Here is an 11,894-nt window from a genome sequence, read left to right as displayed (position 1 = left end):
TCTCAGCGTCTCTTCTTCGCCTCATCGAGGCACGCCGCGAGCTTCTCGAAGTAATCCAGTGCTTTTCGCGTCGGCACGACGGTCTTGATGCGCAGATCGTCGCTGCTTTCATCGACGGATACGAGGCCTTGCTTTCTGAGGTTCGTCAGCTTGCGATGCACCGTCGCCGGCGCGCCCGCGATAGACAGCGCCATCGTCTCCGTGACCGTCAGCGCATGGCCCGCGTGCCACGACGCCGTGAGCGCTTCGAGCAAGCGTTCTTCGGCAGCATCGAGCTTCGGCACCGAAGGCAATGCCTGCACTGCCTGAGCCAGATTCAGGAAGCGGAAATAGGCATCGAACACGCTCTTTTTGGCCATGAAGAAATCGCTTTTAGGGAACGAACCGATCATAGCATTCGCGATATACGGCAAACCACAATCGACGATCTATTTATCAAGTTGATAAGTAAGTGCTAAGATAGTGCGTCGAGCAAGGGGCGCAATACAAGGGAGCAATACAAGGTCGCAATACAAAGGAGCAATACGAATAGCGGACGAGTGAGCGTTTCGCTATTGCCCGAGCGATTTCCCGGGAGGGCAGGGGCGTGGTTCAGGAACGCGATAACAACTACATCACGGCGCATTTCATCGAGCAGGAGATCGAACATCTCGCGAGGATGATCCGCTCGCGCCACTGGCATCGCAGCGCGGCGTGGCCCGTTTCGTACTGGCGCGAGCGCATCGAGGAATTGCAGCATGCGCCCGCCATCGCGCCGCTTCAGCGCATGGAGCTCGAATCGCTTCTGAACGAACTGGAGCGCATCGCGGCCAAACTCGAATCGTCGGCGAATTACGGCGGAAGAGCGCAAGGCCAGACGCGCACGATGCGCGACGCATGAATTCGCGCGGTGCTGCGATAAGATGTGCGTCCTTACCGCCGCTCACTGGCACGCCGCCAATGTCTTCCCTTCAACTTCGCTTATGTTCCGTCGTCGGAACGGCGCTCGTCTTTATCACCTCGCTCTGGGCCAATCAGGAAATCTTTACTCATTCCGAGTGCGTGCGAGGCGTGAACTGGATTTATCTTCCGGCCGGCATTCGGCTGCTCAGCACGCTGTTGTTGGGCGCGGACGGCGCACTCGGGCTGCTTTTCGCAAGCTGGCTCGTCGATTTCTTTTATTTTTTTCCAAATGATCCGGTGAGATCTTTCGTCGGCGGCATCATTGCGACCGTCGCGCCTTATGCCGTGTATCGACTCGCGCGCGAGATCTATGGACTCGATGCGTCGCTATCGAATCTGACGGCGGGCAGATTGATGATGCTCACCGTCGCTTATGCGCTTGCCGGTCCGCTGCTGCATAACATCTGGTTTTATCTTCAGGGCGATACGGAGCATATCGTCGCGCGATTCTTCGCGATGTTCATCGGCGATCTTGCCGGGACCATGATCGTCATCTATACGCTCAAAGCCTTGCTGCATTTCCTGCCCGTTCCGCGCGCGCCGAACCGCTTAATCGTGCGACGCGCGCGCCGCATGCACGTCAGCCGAACCACTTCATCATCAGCGTGGCGAACACGACCATGCCCGCGCCGCCGATGCGCGTCGAAATCTGCGCGAAGGGCATGAGCCCCATGCGATTCGACGACGACAGAATCGCGACATCGCCCGTGCCGCCGAGACCGCTATGGCAAGCGGTGATGATCGCCGCTTCGACTGGATACATCTTCAGCCACGCGCCGACGAAGAATCCCGATACGACCATCGCCGCGACCGTCGACGCGCAGATCACGAAGTACGCGGGCGAGAATGCGCCGACGAGCTTGTCCCACGACACGAAGAGCGTGCCCAGTCCGACGAGGATCGCGAAGGTGAGATTCGTCGACATGAACTTGTAGATCTGATACGCGCCGATCTCCATGCGTTCGGGAATCGCGCGCACGACCTTCAGCACGGCGGCTGCGACGATCATCAGCACGGGTCCGGGAATGCCGGTGACGGGCGCGAGCAGCATGCCGAGAATGAACAGCGTGCAGCCGAGCAGCAGCCCGAAACCCATCAGGCGCAGATCGAGCGCGGCCTCGGCTTTCTGTTCCTTCAGCAGCGCCTGATCGTCGCCGCTCTTCACGAGCATGCCGTCGCCGCTATATGCGCGATGTTTCTCACCGAAGCGCTTGAGCAAGCCGCTCGCGAGAATCGCGACGACGTTGCCGATGAGCGCGGCGGGCACCATCATCGCGATCAGATGACCTTGCGCCGCGCCGGTGACTTCCGCATAACCGATCGACAAGGGCAGAATGCCTTCGCCGATGCCCCCGCCCAGAATCGGCATGACGATATAGAAGAACGTGTGCTTCGGGTCATAGCCGAACATCAGTCCGACTAGCACGCCCGCCGCGATCGCCGTCACCGTGCCGACCAGCAATGGCACGAACATCTTCAGAAAGCCTTGAATCAGGATCTTGCGATTCATGCCGAGAATGCTGCCCGCGACGAGACACGCGATATAGAGGTATTGCAGGTTCGCGGTCTTCATTGTCGTGGTGATGGCCTTGAGCGCGGCATCGTCCATCAGCTTGTAGCCGAGCAGCGCCGAAGGCACGAAGAGACAGAGAATCGCGGGCCCGCCGATATGCCTGAACACCGGAATGCGTTTGCCGATTTCGCCGAGCAACAGGCCCGATAACATCAGCACGGCGAAGCCGCCGATCATGTCGTTCGGCAATTTGCCGGTGATGGCGGCGAGTATCGTCACCAGTGCGAGCGCGACGAACATCGCGACCGGCATGCCGCCGATAGTCATCAACGAGAAGCGCGCGCGCAGTCCGAGCGGCGTCGCGCCCGTGCGCAACGAAGGGCTTTCCATATCGTGTCTCCTGATTGAGAAGTGATGCGGCGATGGACGCTCGTGCGTCTCTTTTTCGCCTTACGCTGCTTGCTTGTTGCGTAGCGCGGGCAAATCGATCTTCATCCACGGACGCAGCGCCTCGTGCTTCGCTTCGAATGCGCGGATCGCGTCGCTGTCGGCGAGCGTCATGCCGATCATGTCCAGTCCTTCGATGAACATGCGCTTCTGACGCTGCGGAAGATCGAACGCGTAGTGCGTGCCGTCGCTCGTGCTCACGCGTTGATTCGCGACGTCGATGGTCAACTGATTCGTCTTTGCATCGCTCGCGAGCGCGCTCAATGCAGCGACGACGGCTTCATCGAGCGCGATCAGCAGCAAGCGATTGTTCTGCGCGTTGAAGTAGAAGATTTCGCCGAAGCTCGGCGCGATAACGGCATCGATTCCCGCTTGCTGCAAGCCCCATACGGCGTGCTCGCGGCTCGATCCGCAGCCGAAGTTCGCGCCCGCGATGAGAATGCGCGCGCCCGCATAGTCGGGCCTGTTCAGCACGAAGTCTTTGCGTGCGTTGCCCGATGCATCGAAGCGCAAGTCATACAGAACGCCGCGCGCGAGACCGGACTTGTCGATGCCGAACAGAAACTGCTTCGGCATGATCTGGTCGGTGTCGAGATTGTTCAGCGGCAACGGCGCGGCGATGCCGGTCAATGTCGCGTGTTCAGACATGCTCCAGCTCCTTGCGTACGTCGACGATACGGCCCGCGAGCGCGGCGGCGGCAGCCATCGCGGGACTCATCAGATGGGTGCGGGCGCCGCGTCCCTGGCGGCCCTCGAAATTGCGGTTGGTCGTGGACGCGCAGCGCTGGCCGGGTTGCAGGATGTCGTCGTTCATCGCGAGGCACATCGAGCAGCCAGGCTGACGCCATTCGAAGCCCGCCTCGATCAGCGCGCTGGCGATGCCTTCGCGTTCCGCCTGCTCGCGGACCATGCCGGAACCGGGCACGACCATCGCACGCACGGAAGGCGCGACCTTGCGGCCGCGCACGATATCGGCGACGGCGCGCAAGTCTTCGATGCGCGCGTTCGTGCATGAACCGATGAATACGTGATCGATCGCGAGGCCGTCGATCGCCTGATTGGCATCGAGTCCCATGTAGTCCAGCGCCTTCGATGCATTGCGTTGCGCGACCGGTTCATCGGCGAGGCGGGGAATGCGCGCATCGATCGCGATGGCCTGATCCGGGCTCGTGCCCCATGTGACGAACGGCGCGACATCGCGCGCATCGAAGCGATGCGTGATGTCGAACGATGCGTCGGCGTCGGACGCGAACTGCTTCCATTGCGCGACGAATGCATCGGTTCCGATGCGCTCGGCGACATAGCGAATCGTCGTCTCGTCGGGGGCGATCAACGCACCGCGCGCACCTGCTTCGACGGTCATGTTGCACAAGGTCATGCGCGCCTCGGCGGAGAGCGCATCGATCGCGCTGCCCGCATACTCGACGACGTAACCGCGCGCGCCCTGCGCACCGATCTTCGCGATGATGTAGAGCACGAGATCCTTCGATGTCGTGCCGCGAGGCAGCGCGCCATCCACGACGATGCGCATGTCCTTCGCGACGCGATAGACGAGCGTCTGCGTCGCGAGCACATGTTCCACTTCCGATGTGCCGATGCCGAAGCCCAGCGCACCGAGTGCGCCATACGTCGTGGTGTGACTGTCGCCGCACAGCACGACCATGCCGGGGCGAATCAGGCCGATCTCCGGCGCGACCACATGCTCGATGCCTTGCGCACGGTCGCGCACATCGAACAGATGGATGCCGTGCTCCGCGCAGTTGCGCGTGAAGTTCGCGGCCTGCTGCGCGGCGGCGCCGATCATGATCGTGCGCTTGTCGACCGCGACGGGATGCGTCGGAATCACATGATCGACGACACCCATCTGCTTTTCCGGGCAACGCACCGGCAGGTTTTTTTGCGCGAGTCCCGCGAATGCTTGCGGGCTCGTGTACTCGTTCATGATGTGCAGGTCGGCGTAAAGCGCGACGTGTTCATCGTCGACGTGAAAAACCGTGTGGCTGTCCACGATCTTCCGATAAAGCGTCTGTCCCATGCTGTCTCCGTTCTTGCTTCTCCGATAAGTCGAAGCCAGTGTAATTCGATAACGGAGACCGTAAAATGCAGCTTGTCTTAACCCATTGTTAAGCTAAATTTAAAAATGGACTCGATCGCCGACCTGGAGTTTTTCGCGCGGCTCGTCACGCAAGGCAGCTTGTCGGCGCTCGCGCGCGAGCTCGGCGTGACGCCGCCCGCCGTGAGCGCGCGCCTCAGCCAGCTCGAACGGCGTCTCGGCGTGAAGCTGCTGAACCGCACGACGCGGCGGCTCGCGATGACGCAGGAAGGCGAGCTCTATTTCGGCACCGGCTCGCGCCTGCTCGAACAGGTGCAGGAACTGGAGCGCATGGTGTCGAGCAGCCGCGATCTGCCGCGCGGCCTGTTGAAAGTGAACGCGACCTTCGGCTTCGGGCGGCGTCATATCGCGCCGGCGCTGTCGGAGTTTCGTCGGCAATATCCGGATGTCGAAGTGCAGCTCGATCTCACCGATCGTCCGATGAATCTCGCCGAATTCGCGTTCGATGTCGGCATTCGCTTCGGTGAATTGCCGGACATGCGCGTGGTCGGCAGAAAGATCGCGGCGAACCGGCGCTTCGTATGCGCAGCGCCGGCGTATCTGCAAGCGCATGGCACGCCGAAGGAGCCGGACGATCTGCGCGGTCATCGCTGCATCGTGCTGCGCGAGAACGACACGGCGTACGGCACCTGGCATTTCACGAAGGGCAAGCGGCACGAAACGGTGAAAGTCCACGGCACGATGAGCAGCAACGATGGCGAAGCGACGCTGCGCTGGGCGCTCGACGGTCACGGCGTGCTGACGCGTTCCGAATGGGACGCGCAGTCGTTTATCGATTCCGGCGCGCTCGAACGCGTGCTCACCGACTGGTCGATGCCGCCCGCCGATATCTATGCGATCTATCCCGAGCGGCTGAATTTGTCGGCGAAAGTGCGCGTATTCATCGAGTTCCTTGAGCGGTATCTGAAGCGGGTGTGATGCTTGCTGAATCGCGGGCATGACATCGCCGACGACGGAGGCAACTCATGACCGCGCAGCACCACGATGACGACGCCGCGACTTACGGCACCTTCAAGGATCTCGTCAACATGACGCCCGCTCAACTCGAAAAGTGGCTCGCGACCGACGAGTCGCGCGAAGTCGGCCAGAAGAACGGCGGCGGCGAATCGGTGGGGCACAAGTCGGGTCGGCATATCATCGACATTCTCGGCAAGAAGAAGGCCGATCTCGGCGAAGACGACTACGCGCACATGCGCAAGGTCGTCGGTTACATCAAGCGGCACCTCGCGCAGCGCCCGCACGAAGTCGAGCATTCGCACTGGCGATACTCGCTGATGAACTGGGGCCACGATCCGCTGAAGTAGGCTGCCGTCATTCGTGCCGCGCATTCGGCAGCATCAGCCGCTATGCTTGTCGAAAACGGAGCGAGACATGAATCAGACGAACTGGTACGCCGAAAGCGATTGCTCACTCGATGAATTCGCGAGCCTGCTCGAGCGCGACGCGCGACCGAAGCTGACATTCGCGTCGGACATTCAGCGCGGCATTCCGTTATATGACTGCGGCGCGCTCACCCCCGCGCTGGACGATTCATCGACATGCATGGCGTTGCAGGCGGAATGGGCCACGGTCCTGCGCGATGGCGCAGGCGTGTTCGTGCTCAAGCATGCGTATGCGGATGTCGATCCTATCGACGAGGCCGCCGCGATCTTCGAATCGATCATCCGGCAAGAGCGGGAACGCGGTGCGAGTGCCGCCGATCACTTCGCGAAGGCGGGCGCGAACGATCGTATCTGGAATGCGCAGGAAAAGCTCTGTCTGCACGCGCCGCGCGTGTTCGCGCGTTACTTTGCGAACCGGTTCATCGAATGCGCGGCGCTTGCATGGCTCGGCCCCGGTTTTCAGATGACATCGCAAGTCAATGTCGTGCGTCCGGGCGGCGACGCGCAGCAGGCGCATCGCGACTATCACCTCGGTTTCCAGACTGCCGATGAAGTGCGGCGCTATCCGGCGCATGTTCACGCGATCTCGCCGTATCTCACGCTGCAAGGCGCGGTCGCACATAGCGACATGCCTGTGGAAAGCGGTCCGACGAAGCTGCTGCCGTTTTCGCAGCGCTATGCGCAAGGGTATCTCGCGTGGCGGCGCGCGGACTTCCGCGAATATTTCGAAGCGCATCACGTTCAATTGCCGCTCGAAAAGGGCGATGCACTTTTCTTCAGCCCCGCGCTCTTTCATGCCGCGGGCGCGAACCGCACGCGCGACGTGCAGCGCATGGCGAATCTGCTGCAGGTGTCATCGGCATATGGACGCGCGATGGAAACGCTCGATCGCGCGCGCATGTGCGAATCCGTCTATCCGGTACTGCTCGATTTCAAGTCGACGGAAAGCATGAGCGATGCGGAGATCGATGCGGTCATCGCTGCGTGCGCGGAAGGCTACGCGTTCCCGACGAACCTCGATCGCGATCCGCCCATCGGCGGTCTTGCGCCGAAGAGTCAGCAGGCGCTATTGCGTCAGGCGCTCGATGAAACATGGTCTGTCGATGCGCTCGCGAACGCGCTGAAGGACAACGCGTGGCGGCGCAATACTTGAAGCCTTACTCCTGATAAACCGCCGTCAACACGCTTTGGGCATCGGCGAGCGCATTGTCGAGTTGCACGAGACTCGCATGACGCGCGCCGAGCGGATCGCGATTCGCGATCGCGGTGAGTATTGCCTTGTGGCGCGGCAAGGACAGCGCGTGCGTATCCGGATGACGGCTCGTCAGCTTGATCGACTCCGACAGCGCGAGCGATAACATGTGCCCGATATACATCAGCATGTCGTTGTGCGTCGCCGTCATGATCGCGCGATGAAACTCCAGATCGGGCGTAAGCAGTGCCTCGGGCGTCGGCGCATGCGACATGCGCTCGTACGCATCGCGGATGCGCGTGACATCTTCCTCTGTCGCATTCGATGCGGCGAGCGCGGCCGCCGCCGGTTCGACGATCCTGCGCACCACGAGCAGCGACTGAAAGAACGCGCCTTCATGCACGCTGGTGATCGTCCAGAAGAGGACATCGGGATCGAGCGTGTGCCATTCATCGCGCGGACGCACGACGCTGCCAAGACGCGGCTTCGACAGCACGAGCCCTTTCGCGACCAGCACGCGCGTCGCTTCGCGCAGCACGGGCCGGCTCACGCCATAGGCTTCGCACAGCTTCGCTTCGGCGGGCAGGCGATCGCCGGGACTGAGCTTGCCGCTCACGATGTCGATGCCGAGCTCCTGCACGATGCGCGCGTGCATGCTCTTGCGAGGTTGTGGATGACGATAGTCCATGGCGTCGTCAGCGCTTTGCCGGGGAGCGATCGCCGAACGCGCGCTGCGACAGACAGAACACGAGCAGCAATGCGCCGACCGCGATCTTCGTCCACCATGAACTGAGCGAGCCGTCGAACGAGATCAGCGTCTGAATGATGCCGAGAAGAAGCACGCCGAACAGCGTGCCGATCACATAGCCGACGCCGCCCGTCAAGAGCGTTCCGCCGATGACGACCGAGGCGATCGCATCGAGTTCGAGACCCATCGCGTGCAGGCCGTATCCCGAGAGCATGTAGAACGTGAACAGCACGCCGCCGAGCGCGGAACAGAAGCCCGATAGCGCGTACGCGCCGATGGTCGCGGCGTTCACCGGCAAGCCCATCAGAAGCGCCGAATGCGGATTGCCGCCGACCGCATAAATGGTGCGGCCGAACGGCGTGTAATGCGCGATGAACACGGCGGCCGCGAGCACGACTAGCGCGATCACCGCACCGAGCGAGAGCGACGCGCCGCTCATGACCGGTATGCGAATCTGCGATACGGCCGCATACCACGGATCGGTGATGCTGATCGAATCGATGCTGATGAGATAGCACAGCCCGCGCGCGAGGAACATGCCCGCCAGCGTGACGATGAACGGCTGCAGGCGAAAGCGCGCGATGAGCCAGCCCATGAGCGTGCCGAATGCGGTGCCCATCGCGAGCACGAGCGGGATCACGACGAGCGGATGCCAGCCCGCTTTTTCGACGAGCGCGGCGGACACCATCGTCGTCAGCGCAATCACCGATCCCACCGAAAGGTCGATGCCGCCCGACAGGATCACAAAGGTCTCGCCTACCGCGACGACGATCAGAAACGCATTGTCGATCAGCAGATTGAGAAAGACCTGCGGCGAGAAGAAGCCGGTGTACATCACCGAGCCGAGTACCGAGATCGCGATGAACAGCGTGATTGTCGCGGCGAGCGGCAGATAGCGGCTCGTCGAGAAGCTGCGCTTCGGTGCAGCGGCGTCGCGAGGATGCGCAAGCGTGACGCCCGGCGGCTTGGGCAAGGGCGAACTCATCGGCGCACCTCGCTGCGGCCAATAGCAGGGCGGCGCGCGAACTTCACGACCGTCGCGCGGAACTCGCCCGATTGCAGCATCATCACCGCGAACACGACGATGGCTTTCACCACGAGATTCACCTCCGGAGGCACGCCGAGCGAATAGATCAGATACGTGAGCGTCTGGATGATGAGCGCGCCGATCACGCTGCCCGCGAGCGTAAAGCGACCGCCCGTGAGCGCGGTGCCGCCGAGCGTGACGGCGAGGATCGCATCGAGTTCGAGCAAGAGGCCCGCGTTGTTGCCGTCGGCGCTCTTGACGTTCGAGCTGATGAGAATGCCCGCCACGCCCGCGCACAAACCGCTGAATGCATACGCGCCGAGCGTGAGCCGTTTCGCCTGCACGCCCGCGACGCGCGCGGCGGTCGGATTGATGCCGATCGCCTGCAGGAAGAGGCCGAGCGCCGTGCGCGTGATCGCAAGATACAGCAGCACGAACACGAGCGCGACGATCCAGATCGATGTCGGCAATCCGAGCAGATAGCCGCCGCCGAAGAAGAAGTAGGGCGTGTAGTAGATCGTGATGATCTGACCGTTGGTGATGAGCTGCGCGATGCCGCGTCCCGCTACCATCAGGATGAGCGTCGCGATGATCGGCTGCATGCCCGCGCGCGCGACGAGCAGGCCGTTCCACAAGCCGCACAGCAACGCGACGCCGAGCGCCGCCACGATCACGACAGGCAACGGGAAGCGCGTGACGTTGCCCGCGACCGATCCGCCGATCGCCCACGCGGCGACCGCTCCCGCGATGGCGACGACCGCGCCGACGGAGATATCGATGCCGCGCGTGGCGATCACGATGGTCATGCCGAGCGCGACGACCGCGAGCGGCGCGGCGCGATTGAGGATATCGACGAGACTGCCGTAGACGTGACCGTTGCGCCACTCGACATGCAGAAAGCCCGGATTGAACGCAGCGTTCAGCGCGAGCAGCAGCACGAGCGTGACGATCGGCCAGCCGAGCCGATGTTCCATCATCGAACGAAGCGTCATGCGGCGCGCGGTGTCATCCATGTTCGGCTCCGATCATTTCGCATACCGTATCTTCGCTGGTTCCGGCGGGCAACTCGCCGACCTTGCGCCGGTCGCGCAACACGACGATGCGATTCGCGATACGCACCACCTCCGATATCTCCGAAGAAATGAACAGCACGGCCATGCCCGTCGATGCGAGCCGGAGTATTTCGTCCATGATTTCCTGCTTCGCGGCGACGTCGATGCCGCGCGTCGGCTCGTCGAGAATCAGAAGGCGCGGCTCGGTCGCGAGCCACCGCGCGATGAGCGCCTTCTGCTGATTGCCGCCGGACAAGAGACCGATAGGCATGTCGAGCGTCGCGGCCTTGATGCCGAGCGCGCGCACGAAGCGTTCCGCGAGCGCGTTCTGTTCGGCGCGCGTGAGGCAGCGCCGCGCGCCCATGCGTGCCTGCAACGCCAGCGCGATGTTCTCGCGCAGCGACAGCTCCGCGACGATGCCGTCCGCTTTGCGCTCTTCCGGACAGAACGCGATGCCGTGACGGATCGCCTGCGCGGGCGTCGTGAAGGAGACCGGCATGCCATCGATGCGCAGTTCGCCTTCGTCGGGCTTTTCGAGGCCGAAGAGCAGCTTCGCGAGTTCGGTGCGCCCCGAACCGAGCAGGCCCGCGACGCCCACCACTTCGCCCGCGCGCACGCGCAGATCGAGCGGTTGAAGCTGGCCTTTCTGGCCGAGTCGCGTGGCATCGAGCAACGCCGTTTCCTGCGTGGCCGTTTCGATGTCGTCGGGCGGCGACTGACGCGCCTGCGCGGCGGCAAGCTCACGGCCGAGCATCGCCGCGATGAGCGCCTGCGCGCCCAGTTCGCTCGTCGGCCATTCACCGACGCGCCGGCTGTTGCGCAATACCGTGATGCGATCCGAGATCGCATAGACCTGATTCAGAAAGTGCGTGACGAAGAGAATCGCGAGCCCTTGTTCGCGCAAGCGGCGCAGTACATCGAAGAGGCGGCGCACTTCGTCGTCGTCGAGGCTGGAGGTCGGCTCGTCGAGAATCAGCACTTTGGACGATAGCTTGAGCGCGCGCGCGATCGCGACCATCTGCTGCACGGCGACCGAATAGCTCGTCAGCACACGCGTCACGTCGATATCGAGACCGATGCGCGCAAGCAGCTCACGCGCTTGCCCGTGCGTCTTATCCCAGTCGATGCGATAGCCATGCAGCGCGCCGCGCCGCGGAAAATAGCCTGCGAAGATGTTCTCCGCCACCGACAGGTTCGGGCACAGATTCACTTCCTGATAGACCGTGCTGATGCCGAGCTTCTGCGCGTCGAGCGGCGAATCGGGATGGATCGCGCGGCCCTCGAGCAGAATCTCGCCGGCGTCGAGACTCACGACGCCGGTCAGCACTTTTATGAGCGTCGACTTGCCCGCGCCGTTCTGCCCCATGAGCGCGTGAACCTCGCCCGGATAGAGCGCAAGGTTCACGTCCTGCAGCGCATGAACGCCGGCGAAGCGCTTGTCGATGCCGCGCAACTCCAGTACTGGCGATGTCATCGGC

The 11,894-nt window shown here is 62.6% G+C and carries 13 protein-coding genes; 4 read left to right on the top strand and 9 right to left on the bottom strand.

Annotation, left to right across the window (positions count from 1 at the left end; genetic code table 11):
• Positions 1 to 2: 2 nt before the first annotated feature.
• Positions 3 to 359, bottom strand: coding sequence for a MarR family transcriptional regulator (locus tag QCE49_RS17995; RefSeq protein ID WP_033536044.1), 357 nt, complete (start codon positions 357 to 359; stop codon positions 3 to 5).
• 227 nt (positions 360 to 586) lie between these two features.
• On the opposite strand from QCE49_RS17995, the gene QCE49_RS17990 reads away from it, so the two are divergent.
• Positions 587 to 880 carry a hypothetical protein gene (locus QCE49_RS17990; protein ID WP_008346348.1) on the top strand — a complete coding sequence of 98 codons (294 nt, stop codon included), beginning with the start codon at positions 587 to 589 and terminating at the stop codon, positions 878 to 880.
• A gap of 389 nt (positions 881 to 1,269) precedes the next feature.
• Here the strand turns inward: QCE49_RS17990 and QCE49_RS17985 are convergent, their stop codons facing one another.
• The 4 genes from QCE49_RS17985 to leuC all read right to left on the bottom strand — a co-directional run bounded on the left by QCE49_RS17985 (position 1,270) and on the right by leuC (position 4,937).
• Positions 1,270 to 1,461, bottom strand: a complete 192-nt coding sequence (locus QCE49_RS17985) for a hypothetical protein (RefSeq protein WP_250458789.1) — start codon at positions 1,459 to 1,461, stop codon at positions 1,270 to 1,272.
• Positions 1,462 to 1,522: 61 nt separating this feature from the next.
• Positions 1,523 to 2,845, bottom strand: a complete 1,323-nt coding sequence (locus tag QCE49_RS17980) for a 2-hydroxycarboxylate transporter family protein (RefSeq protein ID WP_250458791.1) — start codon at positions 2,843 to 2,845, stop codon at positions 1,523 to 1,525.
• A 60-nt stretch (positions 2,846 to 2,905) separates the two neighbouring features.
• Positions 2,906 to 3,550, bottom strand: coding sequence for a 3-isopropylmalate dehydratase small subunit (leuD, locus tag QCE49_RS17975; RefSeq protein WP_250458793.1), 645 nt, complete (start codon positions 3,548 to 3,550; stop codon positions 2,906 to 2,908).
• Complete coding sequence (gene leuC, locus QCE49_RS17970; protein WP_250458796.1) at positions 3,543 to 4,937, bottom strand: 3-isopropylmalate dehydratase large subunit; 1,395 nt, start codon at positions 4,935 to 4,937, stop codon at positions 3,543 to 3,545. The genes leuD and leuC overlap by 8 nt, the downstream gene beginning before the upstream one ends.
• 105 nt (positions 4,938 to 5,042) lie before the next feature.
• Here leuC and QCE49_RS17965 point away from each other — a divergent pair, with 105 nt between their 5' ends.
• The 3 genes from QCE49_RS17965 to QCE49_RS17955 all read left to right on the top strand — a co-directional run bounded on the left by QCE49_RS17965 (position 5,043) and on the right by QCE49_RS17955 (position 7,550).
• On the top strand, positions 5,043 to 5,933 hold the full coding sequence (locus QCE49_RS17965) for a LysR substrate-binding domain-containing protein (RefSeq protein WP_250458798.1): 891 nt from the start codon (positions 5,043 to 5,045) through the stop codon (positions 5,931 to 5,933).
• Between the two features lie 47 nt (positions 5,934 to 5,980).
• Complete coding sequence (locus tag QCE49_RS17960) at positions 5,981 to 6,319, top strand: DUF3140 domain-containing protein (RefSeq protein WP_008346360.1); 339 nt, start codon at positions 5,981 to 5,983, stop codon at positions 6,317 to 6,319.
• A gap of 67 nt (positions 6,320 to 6,386) precedes the next feature.
• Complete coding sequence (locus QCE49_RS17955) at positions 6,387 to 7,550, top strand: phytanoyl-CoA dioxygenase family protein (RefSeq protein WP_250458808.1); 1,164 nt, start codon at positions 6,387 to 6,389, stop codon at positions 7,548 to 7,550.
• A 4-nt stretch (positions 7,551 to 7,554) separates the two neighbouring features.
• Here QCE49_RS17955 and QCE49_RS17950 read toward each other — a convergent pair whose 3' ends face one another.
• The 4 genes from QCE49_RS17950 to QCE49_RS17935 are packed head-to-tail and all read right to left on the bottom strand — an operon-like array spanning position 7,555 to position 11,890.
• Entirely contained in the window at positions 7,555 to 8,277 is a 723-nt protein-coding gene (locus tag QCE49_RS17950; protein ID WP_033536016.1) for a FadR/GntR family transcriptional regulator, read from the bottom strand.
• Between the two features lie 7 nt (positions 8,278 to 8,284).
• Positions 8,285 to 9,322, bottom strand: a complete 1,038-nt coding sequence (gene yjfF, locus QCE49_RS17945; RefSeq protein WP_250458810.1) for a galactofuranose ABC transporter, permease protein YjfF — start codon at positions 9,320 to 9,322, stop codon at positions 8,285 to 8,287.
• Positions 9,319 to 10,377, bottom strand: a complete 1,059-nt coding sequence (locus QCE49_RS17940; RefSeq protein WP_175980224.1) for an ABC transporter permease — start codon at positions 10,375 to 10,377, stop codon at positions 9,319 to 9,321. Before QCE49_RS17940 ends, yjfF begins: the two co-directional genes overlap by 4 nt.
• A complete protein-coding gene (locus QCE49_RS17935; RefSeq protein ID WP_034470137.1) occupies positions 10,370 to 11,890 on the bottom strand; it encodes a sugar ABC transporter ATP-binding protein in 1,521 nt (506 codons plus the stop codon). The genes QCE49_RS17940 and QCE49_RS17935 overlap by 8 nt, the downstream gene beginning before the upstream one ends.
• Positions 11,891 to 11,894: the final 4 nt, after the last annotated feature.

Source organism: Caballeronia sp. LZ008 (genome assembly GCF_031451435.1).
Lineage (GTDB): Bacteria > Pseudomonadota > Gammaproteobacteria > Burkholderiales > Burkholderiaceae > Caballeronia > Caballeronia zhejiangensis.
This window is presented reverse-complemented; position numbering and strand designations above follow the sequence as displayed.